Below are 18,428 nucleotides of genomic sequence, written 5' to 3'. Positions count from 1 at the left end.
CATGATCCGTATAATCATTCTGGTTGCCGTGATGGTCGCAGGGCTGATCTTTGGCCCGCAAGCCTCCGGTAACAAGGGCTATGTGCTGATTGCCCTTGGCAATTACACCATCGAATCTTCCGTCACCAGCGCGGTGATCCTGGCCGTGCTGTTCTACGGCGCCCTGCTGATCGTCGAGTGGCTGCTGGGTCGGGTATTCGGCCTGCGCCGCAAGACCCTCGGCTGGTACGGCTCGCGCCGCCGCCGCAAGGCCAATCAACAGACCGTCGCCGCCACCCTGGCAATGGCCGAAGGGCACTACAGTCAGGCTGAAAAGCTGATGATCAAGGGGGCCAGCAACAGCGACACCCCGCTGCTCAACTACCTGAGCGCCGCCAAGGCGGCACAGGCCCGTGGTGACGACGCCCGCCGGGATCAATACCTGCAAAAAGCGCAGGAGGAGAACCCCAAAGCCGAGCTGGCGCTCACCCTGACCCAGACCCAGTTGCAGATCGAGCAGGGCCAGTACGATACCGCGCTGGCGATGCTGGAGTCGGTCTACGCCCTCAACCCGCGCCACCCCATGGTGCTGGATCAGCTGCGTCAGGTACATCTGGCCCGTCAGGACTGGAGCTCCTTGTGCGACCTGATCCCGGCGCTGCACAAGGTGGGCAAGCTGACCCCGAAACAGGAAGAAGATCTGCTGCAACAGGCCTGGTGTGGTCGCCTGCAACAGGCTGCCGGCAGCCTCGAGACCCTCAAGGCGGTATGGCAGGATCTGCCGCGCAAGCTGCGCCTCGAGCCGGAACTGCTGGCCTGCTACGGCGATCTGCTGCGCCAGCTGGGTGCCGACGGCGAAGCCGCCACCCTGTGGCAGGAGGCGCTGCGCAAACAGCCGATGCCGCAGCTGCTGGCTCGCCTGCCCAAGCTGAAACTCGACAGCTACCAGCCGCTGCTGGCGCTGCTGCAAAAGCAGCAGGGGCAACCGGAAGTAGACACCGCACTGGCCCAGCTCTATCTGCTGGCAGGCCAACTGGACGATGCCCAGAAGCTGCTGGAGCAGGAGGTGGAGCGGGCGCCGAGCGCCGCTGCCTACCACGCCCTCGGCCAGCTGATGGACAAACGCCGCCTTACGAACAAGGCCAACGAGTACTATCGTCAGGCACTGGAGCTGGCGGGAGTCTGATCCCCGGCAAACAGAAACGCGAGAGGCCGCATGATGCGGCCTCTTTTTTTATCGCTTCGCCCTGCCCTCGTCAGGTGGTGAGCCGCTCCAGCTCGCCGATCAGCCAGATGGCCTCGGCGCGGTGGCTGCCGCACACATCCATCATGGGGCGAAAACCGCCACACACCGCCGGCCGCTCCGGTTGACCGAAAATCTTGCAGCCGAGGGCGCTATCGAGCTGGATACAGGGGACGCCAGCCGGCTTGCCATCTGGCATACCGGGAATGGCACTGCTGATACTGGGGGCGATGCAACAGGCAGCGCAGCCGCTACGACACTCCATAGACTCCACTCCTTTGGGACGGTCTGAGCCACCATAGCCGAAGCGACGGCACAAACGTAGCTGGCGCACAACAAAAAGCCCGACCGCACGGGCGATCGGGCTTCAGACACAGCCGGTTCAGCGAGCCATCATCACAGGATGATATCGCGAACCACGCTGTCTTTGCGCTCAAGATAATGGATCGACTTGATACGACGAATGGTACGGGATTTACCACGGATCAACAGAGTCTCGGTGGTCGCCATCACGCCATCGCTGGTGATGCCATCCAGCAGATCACCCTTGGTGATGCCGGTGGCGGAGAAGATGACGTTGTCATTCTTCGCCATGTCTTCCAGCTTGAGCACCTTGTTGACATCGATGCCCAGCGCTTCGCAGCGGGCAATTTCCTGCTCGCCCAGCGCACGCACTTCCGGGCTGTCGCCCTTGACGCGGTGACGCGGCACCAAACGGGCCTGCATGTCGCCATCCAGCGCGCGGATCACCGCCGCGGAGATCACCCCTTCCGGTGCGCCGCCGATGCCATACAGCATGTCGACTTCGCTGTCCGGCAGACAGGTGAGGATGGAGGCGGCAACGTCACCATCAGGAATGGCGAACACCCGCACGCCCAGCCCCTGCATCTCCTTGATCGCCTTGTCATGGCGCGGCTTGGCCAGGGTAATGACGGTCAGACGGGAGAGCGGCTTGCCCAGCGCCTTGGCCACGGACTTCAGGTTCAGCTCGAGAGCCTGATCCAGGTCGATGGCGCCTTTGGCCTTGGGCCCGACGATCAGCTTTTCCATGTACATGTCAGGCGCTTTCAGGAAAGAACCCTTGTCGCCCACCGCCAGCACGGCCAGCGCGTTGGCCTGACCCATGGCTGTCATGCGGGTACCCTCGATGGGATCGACCGCGATATCCACCGCGTCGCCGTGTCCGGTACCGACCTTCTCGCCGATATAGAGCATCGGCGCTTCATCAATTTCACCTTCGCCGATCACAATCTCACCATCGATCTCGATCTGGTTGAGAATGTGGCGCATGGCCGCTACGGCCGCCCCATCAGCGATATTCTTGTCACCACGTCCGAGCCACTTGTAGCCAGCCAGTGCAGCCGCTTCCGTCACTCGGGAAAACTCGATTGCCAGTTCACGTCTCATCGCATATCCAACCTATGGAGCTCGAAAACGGGCGGCATTCTACCACAAGGGCAAACCTTTGCGCACAAAAGTAGCCGCTGCGAGCAAGAATGTAGCCAATTCATCCAATTGCAACCCAATTGCCATCGACTCTTCATCCAACTGTCACCCCGCTGTCATCCCCGCTGCCTAGCATGAGCCCGTTTTCAAAACAAAAGCTTGCAACACCACAAGGGATTAAGATGAAAAAGCTGACTGTAGTGGCACTGGCTCTCACCGCAGCCTTCCAGGCTCAAGCCGTTGAAGTGTACAAAAATGACACCTCCATGCTGGATCTCTATGGCCGTATCTACGCTGGCCAATTCTTCGGCGACAAGAAAGAAAACGTCGATACTGCCAATCCGAATGGCACCAAGGATTACAGCGCCAAGCAAGGGGCAAACCAGTTTGTCCGTTTCGGTGCCAAGGCCGAGACCCAGATCCAGAGCGGTCTGAAGGCGCTGGCCCAGTACGAAGTGCAGATGTACATCAACGACAGCGAAAAGACCTTGGGTAAAGATGGAAGCACAGACAACCTGCGCACCCGTCTGGCCTTTGCCGGTGTCGGCGCTGACTGGGGGACTGTGACTTTCGGTCGCCAGAAAGGGGCCCCGGGCTTCCTGGCCGACTGGACTGATGTCTCCCTCTCCGACGGCTACGGCAACGAAGCGCTGGGCGCCAAGACTGACACCTTCGCCACCAACCGCGCAGGTTCCGTGTTGAAGTATTCCGGCCTGTTCAATGGCTTCCAGTTTGATGCCAGCTACAAATTTGATGGCGGCCAAGAAGAAGACAAGAGCAGCAACAAGACCTCCGCAGCTGACCCAGCCTATGGTGCAGCCGTGGCTTACACCTTCCCGTTCAATCTGTCTTTGGGTACCGCCTACAACGTTGGCCAACGTCAGGAAAAGAATACCGAAGACGCCAAACTGTGGCTGATCTCTGCCAAGTTCGACAACAAGGCGGCCTATGCAGCTCTGAGCTATGCCGATGGCTCTGACTTTGTCCAAAGTGGCACCGACCATACCGGCTGGGAAGCGGCGCTGGGCTACAACTTCGAAAACGGCTTCGGTCTGATGGCCCTGTGGAACAAACAGGAGCAGGAAGTCACTGGCGGCAAGAAAACCGATGCCATTGACTACTACACCCTGGGTGCCCAGTACAAATTCAACAAGAACCTGCGGGTGATTGGCGAGTACCGCATCAACAATCTGGACAGCGTTGCCGGCAAAGCGACTGCCAACAAGGATGACTTCCAGCTGGCTGCCCGCTACGACTTCTAATCGAGGTTTTGCGGATCCCCAAAGCGCGATGGCTTGCCATCGCGCTTTTTGCTGGGCGTCGTTCACGACCGGATAAAGTAGCCTAGGCTCAACAGTAGATGTATCGCCGGAGAGATGATCATGGTCAGGCTGCCTTTCGTCCTGCTGTTGCTGCTGGCTCTTCCCGCTCACGCCCTCTCTATCGCCATGGTGCTGTGGCGCGGTGAAACCGCAGCCGAAGCGGGCTTTCGGGCAGAGCTGACCCGCCTTGGCTATCAGGCCACCATCACCACCTATAACGCCGATCAGGATCGTACGGCGCTGGCAACCATGCTGCGCCAGCAGATGCTGCCGAAACTGGCCGAATACGACTACATCTACACCTTTGGCACCACCGCCACCACCATGACCAAGAGTCTGGTGGCCAACCGCAAGCCTCTGATTTTCAATGTGGTTTCCGATCCTGTCGGGGCAGACATCCTCTCGGAAGACAAAGCCCAAAACAGCATGGTAGCCGGGGTAAGCAACATGGTGCCGATGGCACTGCAACTGGCTAACGCCAGCGAGCATCTGGCCACCGGAAAACGGCTGCTGCTACCCTTCAACCCCCGTGAGCAGAACACCCTGCTGGTGGCCGATATGCTGCTCAATGAAGCGAAACGCTATCAGTGGCAGATGGTCACCTGGCGAATGGCCCCTGACCCACGGCGGCTGGACAACGAACTGAAGCGGCTGCAACAGGATGCCAAAAACGACATCGTCTTTCTGGCCGCAGACAGCTATCTGCTCTCCATCGCCCCCCATTTGCTGAATGCACTCAACGAAGCGGCCATCCCTACCATCTGCAGTGCCGAGCTGTTCGTCGAACACGGCTGCAGCGTTGGCACCATCAGCAGCTACGAGGCACTGGGCAAGATGGCCGCCGGGATCATCCATCGCCACCAGCAGGGAACCGAGCTGCAAGCTATTCCGCTGCAGACCGACCCCCATCCCAAACTGGTGTTGGGGAAACTGGGTAACGCCACCACGCAGGAGGCGAGCCCCGAAAAGCCGAAGCCTTGATAAAGATCTCGGCCAATCAGGCTCCGGGCGGGTATGCTGTTGACCCCCATCGCCCGAGAGCCCTTTCCCATGAGCACCACCGTCTTTTTTGCCGTTCTGCTGGCAGCCCTGCTTCACGCCAGCTGGAATGCGCTGGTCAAAATTGGCGAAGAGCGGCTGGTGGGGGTATCACTGGTGGCGATCTTCTCAGGGCTTATCGCCGCCGTGGCGCTGCTGCCAATGGGGCTTCCCTCTGCTGCCGAGCTGCCCTGGCTCGGCCTCTCAGTCCTGCTCCATATCGGTTACTGCCTGTTTCTCAGCCATGCCTACAATCAGGGCGATTTTGGCCAGATCTATCCGCTGGCCCGTGGCAGTGCCCCGCTGCTCGCCATGGCGTTAAGTGCCCTGCTGCTGGGGGACTACCCCGGTTACGGCGGCATCATCGGCGCCTGCGTGCTGATCATGGGGGTCTTGCTGATGGCCTGGCGAGGCGGGCAGCAGCGCCTTGACAGCAAAGCGGTTCGGGCAGCACTGATCACGGCCATGTTCACGGCGACCTATACCCTCTCGGATGGTGCCGGCGCCCGCGCAGGGGGTGAACCGGTACGCTACACCCTCTGGCTCTTTGCCTGTACCGGGCTGGCGATGCTGCTGGTGTTGCTCGTCCACCAGAAACGCAACGCATGGCGCCAGATCCGCCAATATGCACTGGTTGGCGCCACCGGAGGTGCCATGTCACTACTCGCCTACGGGATTGTTATCTGGGCCATGACCCAAGCCCCCATTGGCGTGGTCGCGGCTCTGCGCGAAAGCAGTGTGCTGTTTGCCATGCTGCTCTCGGTCTGGCTGCTGAAAGAGCCGCTCGGGAGCATGCGGCTGACGGCGGCGGCCATTATTACCGGCGGCGTGCTGCTGACCCGGCTTGGAGGATAAGCGCTGTCGCCATTGGTGCGGATTTATCAGGCAGGATGGCGTAATTCACTCCGCCAAATATGCCGAATACCAATAATGGAAATAAGTGTCGGCCCGGGCGTAAATGTTTACATCCGCAACGTATCAATTAACTGGCAGGTCTGTTTATTTCAACCACAGCTTCATTCGAGAAACTTACCTGCCCAGCAACATTAATGATAAAATCGTTCACAGTTAATTTTCGGCAACGCTGACCAATACCGCGCATGGCACAGACCATGCCGCTCCGCCCATACATTCATTGACCGCCTGACGGGTAAGCCAGCCCGGTCAGAGATGACCCGATCGCGCCCGCCACAGCAGGATGGCATGGCGCTACCGCGTTATTAATGGGTCCGGTTTCGTCTGTTTAATTTTTGATTATTTTAAATCCAGCACCATCAGGGAGTTTTTAATATGTCAGCAAAAAAGCTGAAGTTGGGCGCCTTTATATTGATGATATTAACATCGGTATTTGGCGTCACTAATATCGGGATCGGTTTTTACCGAATGGGATATGCCGCCATTCCGATGTTCGTGATCGGCGGTCTGTTTTTCTTCATCCCGTTCATTTTGATGATGATCGAATTCGGCACCGGCTTTCGCAAAGAGGCGGGCGGTATCTTTACCTGGATGCGCCACTCGGTCTCGACCCGATTCGCCTTTATCGGTCTGACCATGTGGTTCGCCTCCTACGTCATCTGGATGTTTGGCAAGGCGCTCTCCATGTGGGTGCCCCTCTCCTTCATGCTGTTTGGCCGCGACATCACCGTCATCCCGGTCACCCTGGGCAGCGGTATCGACTTTGGCCCCTTTATTCTGGGTGTGGTCGCCATCGCGCTGGTTGCCACCGTCACCAAGCTCATCACCCTGGGTAGCGCCCGCTTCGCCAAAGTGGCGGCCATCGGCGGTCTCTCCGTGGTGGCACTCAACGTGTTGCTGCTGGTCGGCGGCGTCTTCACCTTCGCAGTGAGCGGCATGACTCTGCAGGAGCCCTTCACCCAGGCATCGCTGACGGCTTCTCCCAATGCCGCGTTCAACGACATCATCCCCTTCCTCGGCTTTATGGTGTTCGCCATCTTCGCCTACGGCGGGGTCGAGGCGATGGCCGGGGTGGCTGACGAGCTGGAAGATCCCGAGCGCGACCTCAAGCGCGGCATCTTCCTCTCCGGCGCCTTCATCGTGCTCTGCTACATCATCGGCTTTCTGGCGGTCGGATCCATCATGCGCTGGAGCGACTTCCCGGCCGAGGGGATCACCTCTCTCTCCGCCCTCTTCATCATCATGCTGGAGCTGGGGCGCCATCTGGGTGGCGAGTGGCTGGGACAGGTGTTCATGCGCTTTGCCGGATTGGGCATGTTCCTGAGCTATCTGGGTGCCTTTATCGCCCTCTCATACGCGCCACTGCGCCAGTTCATCACCGGCACCCCGAGTTACTTCTGGCCGGAGCGTTTCCAGCGCGAGAACGAGAATGGCGTGCGGATTGAAGCCCTCAAGGTGCAAGCCTGGGTGGTCTGTCTGTTCATTGCCGCCAAGTCCATCTTTACCCTGATCAACCCGGAAGGGGCCGCCGCCCTCTATGAGCTGATCATCACCATGACCAACGTCGGCATGACCCTGCCCTACATGTTCCTCATCTACGCCTGGTATCGCTATCGCAACAACCCGGCGCTGGGCAAGGACCTGATCTTCTTCAAGAGCTCAGGTGCCGTGCTGCTGGCTACCATCATCAGCCTGATCCTGGTCGCCTTCGGCAACGTCTTTACCGTGGTGGCCCCCTTTATCTCCGGCGATATCTCCACCGGCGTCTGGACCATCATTGGCCCGCTGCTGTTCGTGGTGATCGCCATGCGCTTCAAGATCAAGCAGGAAGATACCCACTAAACGGTAGGCAATGCTCCATGCCAATCGGGACCGTTCTGGTCCCGATTTTTTTTAGCGCCGGCTTCCGCTCGCCATCACGGCCAGCCCATAGTTTCAATGCATAAAAAAAAGACTCCATGGAGACCTCTTTTACGCTCTCCTCGCCGTCAGAGCACGCTCAACGCCGTAAATTATCAATATCAAGGTGAGAATGATTGTGAAGCGCCAGTTCACGACATATAACTTAGCGAGATATCCCTGTATTTCGTCCGGTAGAGCTGATCATGATGATGCGTTCCCTCCTTCCCCTGTTGCTTGGCGCAGTAATGCTGCCGGCCACTATGGACAGTGCCCATGCCAACCCCTTTTCCGCCAGCAGCAAGAGCAGCAGCGGCTTTCTCGAGCGACGGGATGTGCCCAACCTCAGCTCGGCTGCCTTCGTGGTAGCCAACCACAGAACCGGCGAGGTGATCTCCGAGCGCAACGGCAACCGGGTAATGCCCATCGCCTCACTCACCAAGCTGATGACGGCGCTGGTGGTGCTGGATGCCAACCTGCGCCTCAACGAAATGCTCACCGTGACCAATGCCGACATCGACCGCATCAAGGGAACCGGCTCGCGCCTGGCCATAGGTTCCAGGCTCAGTCGCGCCGAAATGCTCCATATCGCCCTGATGTCCTCTGAAAACCGTGCCGCCTCGGCGCTGGCCCGCCACTATCCCGGCGGCCAGCGTGCCTTTGTCGAGGCGATGAACGCCAAAGCCCGCATGCTGGGGATGTGGAATACCCGCTACGCCGACAGCACAGGGCTCAACCCACGCAATGTCTCCACCGCGCAGGATCTGGCCAAACTCGCCGCCGCAGCGGCCTCCTATCCGCTGATCCGCCAGTACTCCACCGACGAGCAGAGTTATGTGCGCACCAACAAGCGTCAGCTGCACTACCTCAACTCCAACCGGCTGATCCGCGAAGGGCAATGGGAGTTCACTCTCTCCAAGACCGGCTATATCCGCGAAGCGGGCCGCTGTCTGGTGCTGGGCACCAAGGTCAATCGTGAGCCGGTGATCATGGTGCTGCTCAATGCCGAAACCACCAACGATCGGGTCGCCGATGCCAAGCGGATCAAAACCTGGCTGGAGAGCTCGGGCAGAACCACCCTGGCAGCCAACCAGAGCAGCATGCTGACTCATCAGTAAGCTCGACATCCCCGACCAAGCGAGGCGCCCGCCTCGCTTTTTTTATCTGTATGAGCGCACCCAAAAAATGGGAGCCAGCTCCCGCTACAGGTAACACCTTCCGCCATCCAGTTACAAAACGTAACTTCTCAACAGCGTGATTCACACTAATAGAATCAATTGGTTGTAACCTGGCAGCAAGAATTTTAGCGTGCCATCACAACCCCTGTAACGACGAGCCACCATGCGTATTTCCAGTATCGAGTGCGGGCGGGTACTGGCCATTCTGGCCGTGATGACCATTCACGTATCCCCCTTCGCAAACCCCTTCAACCCCGCCCTGTGGGGAGGCGGATCCTGGTTCTGGCTGAGCGGCACCATCAACCAGCTATGCCGCTTTGCCGTGCCGCTGTTTTTCCTCTGTGCCGGTTATTTTCTGCAGCCGAGACTGAGTCGCGAGGCGCCGCTGACCATTGCCTGGCGCTACTGCCACCCCTTGCTGCTGCTCTGGCTGGTGTGGAGTCTGGTCTACCTGCTGGTGCCGTTCAATCCGCTGGATGCCGTGCAGCAAGGCTATCTGGCCTCCCTGCGCGGGCAGTGCCAATTCCAGCTCGGCGACCCCCTCAATGGCTGGCTGGTGGGCGGCATGATCCACCTCTGGTTCCTGCCAGCCCTGATCATGGCGGTGACCCTGCTGGCACTCTGCTACCGGCTTGGCAGACCAGCGCTCGCCCTCTGGCTGGGTCTTGGCCTCTACCTCCTGGCGCTGCTGGGGGGCTCCTATGCCAAGCCGCTGCTGGGCGCCGAGTGGCCACTGCTCACCCGTAACGGCCCCTTCTTCTCCCTGCTGTTTGTGGCGCTCGGGGCCCTGTTGCGCCAGCGTCAGTGGCAGCCCGATGCCCGCATCGGCTGGCAACTGCTGCTGGCGGGCGTGGCGCTCTATGGCTGTGAAGCCTGGGCGCTGCAGCACTTTGCCGCAGTGCCGCTCACCCGCCACGACTTCCTGCTCGGCTCCCTTCCCTGGGCTATCGGCCTGTTTGGCCTGCTGCTGGCCAACCCCGAGTGGGGCAAGGGCAGCTGGCTTGAGCGCCAGGCCCCCAAAGTGCTCGGGATCTACTGCCTGCACATGATGCTGGTGGTCTGGCTCTTCGTGTTCGGCCCGCAGGGCGCATCCATCCTGTGGGAGATCGCCAAGGTGCCGCTGCTGCTGGGATCATCTCTGCTGGTCTATCGCCTGCTGGCGGCCCTACCCCTCACTCATCGACTGCTGCGCACCCACTGAGTCCGGTATCCGACCCGTCCTACCGGGCCGGATACCTCTTCACGTTTCGTCTCTTTCTCTTCCGCTACGCCCTTTTTCCCTCGCTTCGTTCTCGCGGTTTGCTGCAATGGCTCTGCTTTTCAGCCGAGCTCCCCCGACCGCACAACCCGCCTCCAATGCCCTCCTCCATTTTCACCTTGCCAGACAAATGAAAATCAATATCATTAGCACCCCGTTTAATCGGGTCAGGCTAATTATAATTAAATCAATATGTTCGAGCCGTCAGGTCGACATCCAAAGAGTCAATATTGAATATGCAGCACCCTCACTTTCGCAGAACGCTGGTCTCGCTGGCACTGCTGGGCACCGGCTTCACTGCCCAGGCCACCGATGAAACCATGACAGTGGTTGGCAAACGCTCTCAGCATCAAGAAGTTGCCACCGCAACCCGTACCAATACGCCAGCCAAGCTGGTTCCCCAGACCATCGACAGCGTCAAGGTCAGCGAGCTGACCGCCTTCGGCCAACCTACGCTGAGTGAAGCCCTGAGCGGCATTCCCGGGGTCAACGCAAGCGGTGATACCCGCTTCGACGGGGTCAATATCCGCGGCTTCAGCGCCAGCAACGACTTCTATCTCGACGGATTCCGCGACGACATGCAGTACACCCGGGATCTCGGCAACATCGAGCGGGTGGAAGTGCTCAAGGGCCCGGCTGCCGTGCTCTACGGCCGCGGTAGCACGGGGGGCATCGTCAACCGGGTCAGCAAGAAGCCGCAAAAAGGGCAGGAGTCCAGCGTCACCGCCCGGGTTGGCAGCTTTGACAGCCAGCGGCTAACCGCCGACCTCAATGGCGAGGCGAGTGAGCAGGTGCAACTGCGCCTCAACATGGCGCAAGAGGACAAAGATAGCTTCCGCAACGGCGTGAAGAGCAAGCGCACCCTGCTGGCGCCTTCCGCCAACTGGGAGATCAGCGACAACCTCAACTGGCTGGTACAGTACGAGCGCAACGAGCATGACCGCACCCCGGATCGCGGCATTCCCGGGGTCAATGGCCGTCCGGCCGATGTGCCGAGGGAGTATGTTTACAGCGATACCAGCCGCGACTTCATCGATGACGTGGCGCAATCCACCCGCTCCCGCCTCTCCTGGGATATCAACGATCAGTGGCAGTTGCGCCAGCAGCTCGGTTACTCCACCCTCGACAGCCAGTTTGACAACACCTATGTCACCAGCGTCAAAGGGGATAAGGTGACCCGCTCCCGCTGGCAGCAGGATCTCAAAGCGAAGAACCTCATCAGCAACACCGAGGCAGAAGGTCTGTTCCAGACCGGCCCGGTGGAACATCGCCTGCTGGTTGGCTTCGAGCAGAACTGGCAGGAGCGCACACCCAAGCTCTACCAGAACGCCACCGCCATCCCGTCTGGCAATCTCTACGATCCGGGCTCACTGCCTACCTACAATGGCGCCATGAAGCTCTCCAGCGACGCCAAACACAAGGTGCGCGGCAATGGCCTCTATCTGCAGGATCAGCTCAGCCTGGGTGACTGGCATCTGGTGGGCGGGCTGCGCCGTGACGACTTCACTGTCACCAGTCGCCGCTACGACCTCAACAAGGAGGAGAGCGTCTCGGTCAACAGCCTGAGCCCGCGCCTCGGTCTGGTGTGGAACCCCCTCGAGGATCACGCCTTCTACACCTCTTACAGCAAGACCTTCACTCCGGTGGGAGGCGAGCTGATCGGCATCACCCCGGGTGACAAGAACAACGGGCTGGAACCCCAGCACACCCGCCTCTACGAAGGAGGTGTGAAGAGTGACTGGCTGAACGGCAAGCTGGCGACCACTCTCTCCCTCTATCGACTGGAGATGTACAACAAGCGCACCAAGGATCCGCTGGATCCCACCAAGGTGAGCCTCACCGGCCTGCAGCGTACCGAGGGTGTCGAGCTGAGCGCCCGTGCCGAGCTGACCGACGAGATCTACCTGCGTGGCGGCTTCGCCATTCAGGATGCGGAGCAGGTCAAGGCGGATGCGGATCTGCAGGGCAAGCGCCCGATGAACGTCTCCCGCCAGAATGGCCAGTTCTATCTCGGCTACAAGAGTGGCGAGCAGGGCTGGTTCGGCGAAACCGGCGTGACGGCAGTGGGCGATCGCTTTGCCGACAACGCCAACACCACCACTCTGCCCGGTTACGCTCGCTTCGATGCGCGCGCCGGTTATCGCTGGCAGCAGTGGGAAGCCGAACTGAGCGCCGAAAACCTGACCGACCACGAGTACTTCGTCAGCGCCACCAGTGCCACCCAGATCATGCCGGGTACGCCCCGTCAGCTGAGCCTGACCGGAACCTACCGCTTCTGATCTCTGTGACAACCACCCCGACTGGCCAGCCCTTGCTGGCCAGTTTTTTTATGAAGCAACCACGATGAAACGCAGAAGAGTTCCCCTTCACAACAACAAATGGGTACGCCGCCTCCATGCCTGGGCCGGTTTTTTTACCCTCGCCCTGATGCTGATGTACGGCATCACCGGCCTCTGGCTGCAACACCGTGCCGTGTTGCCCATCCCCGGCCCCCACACCGACAAATCGAGTGAAGAGATAGTGCTGGAGGCGCCGCTCGCCAGCCCGGAGCAGCTGAAAAGCCTGCTGCAACAGCGCTATCCCGATACCTTTGCCGACGGGCGAACCATGATCACCCCGGCCCAGACCCTGCCCACCCCGAACGGCCCGCTCACCCTGCCCGCCAAGTGGGAGATGCGCGGCGTTACCCTCAGCCAGAGCGTGGCCGCCAGCTATGTTGAGGGCACCTTGCTGGTACGTACCGACCTGCAACTGGCCAACTTTGCCGCCAGCCTCAACCGGCTGCACCGCGGTATGGGCACCGGCCTCGGCTGGCAGCTGTTTGGCGATATCGCCGCCCTGGCCCTGCTGCTGCTCGCCCTCACCAGCCTGTTTATGTGGACCAAGCTGCACGGCACACCCAGAGCCATCATAGCGCTGACACTCGCTGGCACCCTCGGCACCCTGCTGTTTGCCCTGCTGGGGTAACGCAGCAATCATGATCTGATGCAGCAAGGTTTGGAAAGAAAACCGCAATAGAAACAGGCCGCTGGCGGTGATGTCGTCAGCGGCCACATCAAGAAAAGGAAATAACGGAGAGCGGAAAAAGAGAAGGGATACCAAGAGGTAACGGGAAGTACTGCCTGCTCAGCAGCAACGCACCAATGCGCAGGAACGCCAAAAAACAAAAGGCCATCATTGCTGATGGCCTTTTGTCATGAATTTGATGGTGCCCGGGGTCGGACTCGAACCGACACGGTTATTCACCGGCGGATTTTGAATCCGCTGCGTCTACCGATTTCGCCACCCGGGCAACTGCGAGGGATTATACGAATGGCGCGATGTCATGCAAGGTGTTTTTCGATTGAACACTCCCGTTTGTTCATTTATTCAACGCCTTGCCGATGCGGGGCCAGTTACATAGAATGCCGCCATCATCTTAATGGAATAAAAACGATGGCCAAGCCTAAAAAAGTCCAACAAAAATCCCCCTCTCCCGCCACTCAGCCATACCCGTCAGCGGGTCTGCTGCGTCGCCTCAGCGCCCTGATCTATGATGCGCTGGTGGTGACTTCGCTGCTGATCATCGCCGGCTTTATCGGCATGGGTGTCGCCAAGCTGTTGCTGGTCACCGGCATGGCCAGCGTACCGGCGGGTGAAGATACCGTCTGGTTGCTGACCCGCCACCACCTGAGCCTGATCTACACCCTGTGGCTCGCCTTCGTCATCTGTGGTTTCTACACCTGGTTCTGGACCCGCGCTGGCCAGACCGTCGGTATGCGCGCCTGGCGGCTGCGCATTCAGAACGAGGATGGCAGCCACATCCGCGTTACCCAGGCGCTGATCCGTCTCGCCACTGCCGCCTTTGGTCTGGGCAACCTGATGTGCCTGTTCAACCGCCAGCGCCCGCGGGCGTTTCAGGATATCTGGGCCGAGTGCGAAGTGATCGTGCTGAGCAAGCAGGCAAATCTGGAATTGTTGAACAAGTAATCCCGGATCAATGCAATAACGAAAGAGGGCACCAACAGGTGCCCTCTTTGCATTTCCTCATAACCTCGTGCGGATTACTGCTTGCGGCTGAGGATGTAGAAGGAGATACCGCCAAACAGCAGGCTGGGCGCGATAGCCGCCAGAATGGGCGGTACCGCATAGACCAGACTGATGGGGCCAAACACCCGATCACTCACGTAGACGGCGAAGCCGGTCATGATCCCCATCAGCATCCGCGCCCCCATGCTCACCGAGCGTAGCGGGCCAAAGATGAAGGAGGAGGCCAGCAGGATCATCGCCACCACCGAGAGTGGTGACAGCAATTTGCGCCACATCTCCAGCTTGTAGCGACCGGCATCCTGCTTGTTGGCATCGAGATAGCCGATGTAGTCGAGCAGACCGGAGACCGAGAGGTTCTCGGGGTCGATACTCACCACCCCCAGCTGTTTGGGCGTCAGCTCCGAGCTCCACTCCATCTTGTCATGCTGCTCGCTGCGGATCTGCGCGGGATCGTCGAAGCGGGTAACCTGGGTCTGCTTGAGCAGCCAGTGGTGGCGCTCGAACACCCCCTCCTGCGCCTGCACCACGTCGATCAGCTTGCGCTCGGGGGTGAAGCGATAGAGGGTGATGCCGGTGAGGGCGCCATCGTTGCGCACCCCGTTGATATTGACGAAGTTGTTGCCATCGCGAGCCCACACCCCGTAGGCGGAAACCGTCAGACGACCTTCGGACAGCGCGCCCGCCTTGATGTCATCAGCTATCCGCTTGGCGGCGGGGGCCACATATTCCCCCATCAGCCCCACCATGATCATCAGCGGGATCGCCGTCTTGAGCGCCGCCATCACGATACTGATCTTGGAGCGACCCGCCGCCTGCATCACCACCAGCTCGGAGCTGGTCGCCAGCTGACCCAGACCAATCAGGCCACCCAGCAGCGCGGCCAGCGGGAAGAAGAGCACCGCCTCCTTGGGCATGGAGAGCAGCACATAGTAGAGGGCATTGATCATGTCGTAGTTGCCGTCACCGACCGACTTGAGCTGCTCCACATACTTGATGAGCGCCGCCAGACCAACCAGCGTGATTTCACACAGCAGGATCGACATGAAAATGACCCGACCGATATATCTATCGAGAATGCCGAACATCAGCCGAGACTCCTATCTTGCAGCTTCATGCTGATTTCCTCCTGAAGAGCGATACACCGGGTCGGCATCAAAATGACCCGGTCGTCATATCTATCGAGAATGCCAAACATCAGCAGAAGTTCCTATGTTGCAGCATCATGCTGATTTTCTGTTGAAATAGCGCCCTTTCACCCCGTTCCACCAGCTGGTGCCCTGCAGATTGAGGGGCAGGCCGATAAACAGCAGGTAACCGAGCGGCACCAGGAACATCCCCGGCCAGTAGGGCAGCCGACCGCTGTCGATGGCCGAACGGGCGGCGCTGAGCAGCAGGAAGTAGGAGAGATAGAGCATGATGGCCGGCAACAGCTTGGCGTAGCGCCCCTGACGGGGGTTGACCCGCGCCAGCGGTACCACCAGCAGGGTCAGCACCGGAATGGAGAGGGGCAGCGAGATACGCCACTGCAATTCCGCCATCATGGCGTTGTCCTGGGTACCGAACAGTTCCATGGTCGGCTTGGCCGCCGCCTTGCGGTTGGAACGCTCCATCTCTTGCTGGCGGATCACCAGACCATATTCGCGAAAATCGGAGATCTGGAACTGCTTGCCGGAGAAGTTCCCCTCGTAGCGGGAGCCATCCATCAGGGTCAGCCACTGCAGACCGTTCTCATCGACCGTCACCACCCCTTCGGTCGCCACCACCACCGAGGGAGGACTGTTCCCCTCCGCCCGCTGCAGCACGAAGATCTTTTGCAGTTTTGAGCCGTTGTCGTTCAAATCCTGGATATAGGCAACCAGACGCCCCTTGTCGAGCTCCATAAAGCGGCCAGGCTGCAGGAAGGAGATACCCGGATCGGCTTTGAACTGGTCGATCACCTGCGACTCGCGCTCCTTGGCCTGCGGGGCGATCCAGCCGGTGTTGAACGCCGCAACCACCGCCGTCAGCAAGGCCAGCAACATGGCGCTGCGCATCACGAAACGGTGGCTGAAGCCGACCGCATGCATCACCGTCATCTCGCTTTCGGCGTAAAGGCGACCATGGGCAAACAAAATGGCTAAAAAGAGACTGATAGGCAGCATCAACAACGCCATATTGGGCAAGTTGAGTAGCAGCAGGGTGGAGACCAGACGTGTCGGCACCTCGCCATCGGCGGCGTCACCGATGATCTTGATAAATTGTTGGCTGACAAAGATAAGCAGCAATACGAATAACACTGCCAGCTGGGTTTTCAGGGTTTCCCTGAACAAATATCGGAAAACGATCACAGTCATTCCCAAGTAAACTTGTGTTTTTAGTCGAATGCCTGAAAAATAGGGCCGTATATTGGATTTTTACCAGTTTGAACTGCGGAGCCTGTGGCTGTTCGCTCCGCCTCTGATACCCCAACAAGCACCGCATTATTCAATAAAAGGTGCCTTTTGTCTTTAGGATGTAGGAGATTCCATGGAGTTCAGTGTAAAGAGTGGCAGTCCAGAGAAGCAACGGAGCGCCTGCGTCGTAGTCGGCGTATTTGAGCCTCGTCGCCTCTCTCCGGTTGCCGAACAACTGGACAAGATCAGCGATGGCTATATCAGTTCGCTGCTGCGCCGTGGCGACCTGGAAGGGAAACCAGGCCAGATGCTGCTGCTGCATCAAGTACCGGGCGTGCTCAGCGAGCGCGTACTGCTGGTCGGATGCGGCAAGGAGCGGGAACTCGACGAACGCCAGTACAAGCAGATCATCAACAAGACCATCACCACCCTGAACGAAACCGGCTCCATGGAAGCGGTCTGCTTCCTCACTGAGCTGCACGTCAAGGGTCGGGATACCTATTGGAAGGTGCGCCAGGCGGTGGAAACCACCAAGGCGGGCCTCTACAGCTTTGATCAGTTCAAGACCAACAAGGCCGAGCCACGTCGCCCGCTGCGCAAGCTGGTATTCAACGTGCCGACGCGTCGGGAACTGACCATTGGTGAAAAAGCCATCGCTCACGGTCTGGCCGTGGCCAAGGGTGTGCGGGTCTGCCGCGACGTGGCGAACATGCCGCCCAACGTCTGCAACCCGGCCTATCTGGCCTCCCAGGCCCGTCGTCTGGCCGATGCCTACGACAACATCACCACCAAGGTGGTGGGCGAGCAGGAGATGGCCGAGCTCGGCATGAACTCCTATCTGGCAGTGGCCCGCGGCTCCGACAACGAAGCCATGATGGCCATCATCGAATACAAGGGTCATCCGGATGCCAAGCCCATCGTGCTGGTCGGCAAGGGTCTGACCTTCGACTCCGGCGGCATCTCCATCAAACCGGCCGATGGTATGGACGAGATGAAGTACGACATGGGTGGCGCCGCCTCCGTGCTCGGTACCATGCATGCGCTGGCCCAGCTGCAACTGCCGATCAACGTCATCGGCGTGCTGGCTGGCTGCGAGAACATGCCTGGTGGCAACGCCTATCGTCCGGGTGACATCCTCACCTCCATGTCCGGCCAGACCATCGAAGTGCTCAACACCGATGCGGAAGGTCGTCTGGTGCTGTGTGATGCGCTGACCTATGTGGACCGCTTCGATCCGGAAACCGTGATCGACGTGGCGACCCTGACCGGTGCCTGCGTTATCGCGCTGGGCCACCACACCTCGGGTCTGTTGGCCAACCACAACCCTCTGGCCCACGAGCTGCTCAACGCCTCCGAGCAGGCGGGTGATCGCGCATGGCGTCTGCCGCTGTTTGACGAGTATCAGGAGCAGATCGACAGCCCGTTCGCCGACATGGCCAACATCGGCGGTCGCCCGGCCGGCACCATCACCGCAGCCGCCTTCCTGTCACGCTTCACCAAGAAGTACAACTGGGCCCACCTGGATATCGCCGGGACCGCCTGGAAGAGTGGCAAGGATAAAGGCTCCACCGGTCGTCCGGTACCCCTGCTGACCCAGTTCCTGCTGAACCGGGCTGGCGTGGATATCGAAGAGAAGGAGTAACTCTCCGGCCCCTGCCGATGGCTACATCGGAAGGGTTGGCGTTACCCTGAACCACAAGGAAGAGGCCCGCCTCTTCCTTGTTTCATTCTTGAATCAGTGAGCTGCGG

The 18,428-nt window shown here is 59.7% G+C and carries 15 protein-coding genes and 1 tRNA gene; 11 read left to right on the top strand and 5 right to left on the bottom strand.

Annotated features, from left to right (window positions below):
* The first annotated feature begins 1 nt into the window (after position 1).
* Positions 2-1,165 carry a heme biosynthesis HemY N-terminal domain-containing protein gene (locus AB5Y73_RS16920; RefSeq protein ID WP_107684368.1) on the top strand — a complete coding sequence of 388 codons (1,164 nt, stop codon included), beginning with the start codon at positions 2-4 and terminating at the stop codon, positions 1,163-1,165.
* A 70-nt stretch (positions 1,166-1,235) separates the two neighbouring features.
* Here the strand turns inward: AB5Y73_RS16920 and AB5Y73_RS16915 are convergent, their stop codons facing one another.
* Positions 1,236-1,487, bottom strand: coding sequence for a YkgJ family cysteine cluster protein (locus AB5Y73_RS16915; protein WP_005336384.1), 252 nt, complete (start codon positions 1,485-1,487; stop codon positions 1,236-1,238).
* 131 nt (positions 1,488-1,618) lie between these two features.
* Complete coding sequence (gene glpX, locus AB5Y73_RS16910) at positions 1,619-2,629, bottom strand: class II fructose-bisphosphatase (RefSeq protein ID WP_005336386.1); 1,011 nt, start codon at positions 2,627-2,629, stop codon at positions 1,619-1,621.
* Positions 2,630-2,850: 221 nt separating this feature from the next.
* Between glpX and AB5Y73_RS16905 the strand changes: the two genes are divergently transcribed.
* The 8 genes from AB5Y73_RS16905 (at position 2,851) to AB5Y73_RS16870 (ending at position 13,245) form a co-directional block, all read left to right on the top strand.
* The gene (locus AB5Y73_RS16905; protein WP_005355196.1) at positions 2,851-3,930 is read left to right on the top strand and encodes a porin; all 1,080 of its coding nucleotides are present in this window, start codon (positions 2,851-2,853) and stop codon (positions 3,928-3,930) included.
* Positions 3,931-4,050: 120 nt separating this feature from the next.
* Positions 4,051-4,971: an ABC transporter substrate-binding protein gene (locus AB5Y73_RS16900; RefSeq protein WP_118854805.1), complete on the top strand. Its 921-nt coding sequence runs from the start codon at positions 4,051-4,053 to the stop codon at positions 4,969-4,971.
* A gap of 33 nt (positions 4,972-5,004) precedes the next feature.
* Positions 5,005-5,883 carry a DMT family transporter gene (locus tag AB5Y73_RS16895; protein ID WP_118854496.1) on the top strand — a complete coding sequence of 293 codons (879 nt, stop codon included), beginning with the start codon at positions 5,005-5,007 and terminating at the stop codon, positions 5,881-5,883.
* 435 nt (positions 5,884-6,318) lie between these two features.
* Positions 6,319-7,785, top strand: a complete 1,467-nt coding sequence (gene yjeM, locus AB5Y73_RS16890; protein ID WP_118854495.1) for a glutamate/gamma-aminobutyrate family transporter YjeM — start codon at positions 6,319-6,321, stop codon at positions 7,783-7,785.
* Between the two features lie 263 nt (positions 7,786-8,048).
* On the top strand, positions 8,049-8,960 hold the full coding sequence (gene pbpG, locus AB5Y73_RS16885) for a D-alanyl-D-alanine endopeptidase (RefSeq protein WP_005336410.1): 912 nt from the start codon (positions 8,049-8,051) through the stop codon (positions 8,958-8,960).
* Positions 8,961-9,183: 223 nt separating this feature from the next.
* Positions 9,184-10,221, top strand: a complete 1,038-nt coding sequence (locus AB5Y73_RS16880; protein ID WP_107684371.1) for an acyltransferase — start codon at positions 9,184-9,186, stop codon at positions 10,219-10,221.
* Between the two features lie 293 nt (positions 10,222-10,514).
* Positions 10,515-12,557, top strand: a complete 2,043-nt coding sequence (locus AB5Y73_RS16875) for a TonB-dependent siderophore receptor (RefSeq protein WP_107684372.1) — start codon at positions 10,515-10,517, stop codon at positions 12,555-12,557.
* A gap of 64 nt (positions 12,558-12,621) precedes the next feature.
* On the top strand, positions 12,622-13,245 hold the full coding sequence (locus AB5Y73_RS16870) for a PepSY-associated TM helix domain-containing protein (protein WP_064335250.1): 624 nt from the start codon (positions 12,622-12,624) through the stop codon (positions 13,243-13,245).
* A 239-nt stretch (positions 13,246-13,484) separates the two neighbouring features.
* On the opposite strand, the gene AB5Y73_RS16865 is transcribed toward AB5Y73_RS16870, so the two are convergent.
* Positions 13,485-13,570 (bottom strand) — tRNA-Leu (locus tag AB5Y73_RS16865).
* Positions 13,571-13,713: 143 nt separating this feature from the next.
* Here AB5Y73_RS16865 and AB5Y73_RS16860 point away from each other — a divergent pair.
* Positions 13,714-14,247, top strand: coding sequence for an RDD family protein (locus tag AB5Y73_RS16860; RefSeq protein ID WP_279499380.1), 534 nt, complete (start codon positions 13,714-13,716; stop codon positions 14,245-14,247).
* Positions 14,248-14,321: 74 nt separating this feature from the next.
* On the opposite strand, the gene lptG is transcribed toward AB5Y73_RS16860, so the two are convergent.
* Both lptG and lptF read right to left on the bottom strand, forming a co-directional pair.
* Positions 14,322-15,392 carry an LPS export ABC transporter permease LptG gene (lptG, locus tag AB5Y73_RS16855; protein WP_005336421.1) on the bottom strand — a complete coding sequence of 357 codons (1,071 nt, stop codon included), beginning with the start codon at positions 15,390-15,392 and terminating at the stop codon, positions 14,322-14,324.
* A gap of 135 nt (positions 15,393-15,527) precedes the next feature.
* Positions 15,528-16,640, bottom strand: coding sequence for an LPS export ABC transporter permease LptF (gene lptF, locus AB5Y73_RS16850; RefSeq protein ID WP_064335214.1), 1,113 nt, complete (start codon positions 16,638-16,640; stop codon positions 15,528-15,530).
* A gap of 172 nt (positions 16,641-16,812) precedes the next feature.
* On the opposite strand from lptF, the gene pepA reads away from it, so the two are divergent.
* Entirely contained in the window at positions 16,813-18,321 is a 1,509-nt protein-coding gene (pepA, locus tag AB5Y73_RS16845; protein ID WP_005336423.1) for a leucyl aminopeptidase, read from the top strand.
* The last annotated feature ends 107 nt before the right edge of the window (positions 18,322-18,428 follow it).

The organism is Aeromonas sp. s7(2024) (genome assembly GCF_040907825.1).
GTDB classification, from domain to species: Bacteria; Pseudomonadota; Gammaproteobacteria; order Enterobacterales; family Aeromonadaceae; genus Aeromonas; species Aeromonas veronii.
The sequence above is the reverse complement of the archived record's forward strand: the minus strand, read 5'-3'. Positions and strand labels throughout refer to the sequence as shown.

Excerpts from the sequence above, each read along its gene's own strand:
- AB5Y73_RS16860 (WP_279499380.1), top strand. The coding sequence starts at position 13,714 with ATGGCCAAGCCTAAAAAAGTCCAACAAAAATCCCCCTCTCCCGCCACT.
- AB5Y73_RS16900 (WP_118854805.1), top strand. The coding sequence starts at position 4,051 with ATGGTCAGGCTGCCTTTCGTCCTGCTGTTGCTGCTGGCTCTTCCCGCT.
- yjeM (WP_118854495.1), top strand. The coding sequence starts at position 6,319 with ATGTCAGCAAAAAAGCTGAAGTTGGGCGCCTTTATATTGATGATATTA.
- lptG (WP_005336421.1), bottom strand. The coding sequence starts at position 15,392 with ATGTTCGGCATTCTCGATAGATATATCGGTCGGGTCATTTTCATGTCG.
- AB5Y73_RS16895 (WP_118854496.1), top strand. The coding sequence starts at position 5,005 with ATGCTGTTGACCCCCATCGCCCGAGAGCCCTTTCCCATGAGCACCACC.
- AB5Y73_RS16905 (WP_005355196.1), top strand. The coding sequence starts at position 2,851 with ATGAAAAAGCTGACTGTAGTGGCACTGGCTCTCACCGCAGCCTTCCAG.
- lptF (WP_064335214.1), bottom strand. The coding sequence starts at position 16,640 with ATGACTGTGATCGTTTTCCGATATTTGTTCAGGGAAACCCTGAAAACC.
- AB5Y73_RS16915 (WP_005336384.1), bottom strand. The coding sequence starts at position 1,487 with ATGGAGTGTCGTAGCGGCTGCGCTGCCTGTTGCATCGCCCCCAGTATC.
- AB5Y73_RS16870 (WP_064335250.1), top strand. The coding sequence starts at position 12,622 with ATGAAACGCAGAAGAGTTCCCCTTCACAACAACAAATGGGTACGCCGC.
- AB5Y73_RS16880 (WP_107684371.1), top strand. The coding sequence starts at position 9,184 with ATGCGTATTTCCAGTATCGAGTGCGGGCGGGTACTGGCCATTCTGGCC.
- glpX (WP_005336386.1), bottom strand. The coding sequence starts at position 2,629 with ATGAGACGTGAACTGGCAATCGAGTTTTCCCGAGTGACGGAAGCGGCT.
- pbpG (WP_005336410.1), top strand. The coding sequence starts at position 8,049 with ATGATGATGCGTTCCCTCCTTCCCCTGTTGCTTGGCGCAGTAATGCTG.
- AB5Y73_RS16875 (WP_107684372.1), top strand. The coding sequence starts at position 10,515 with ATGCAGCACCCTCACTTTCGCAGAACGCTGGTCTCGCTGGCACTGCTG.
- pepA (WP_005336423.1), top strand. The coding sequence starts at position 16,813 with ATGGAGTTCAGTGTAAAGAGTGGCAGTCCAGAGAAGCAACGGAGCGCC.
- AB5Y73_RS16920 (WP_107684368.1), top strand. The coding sequence starts at position 2 with ATGATCCGTATAATCATTCTGGTTGCCGTGATGGTCGCAGGGCTGATC.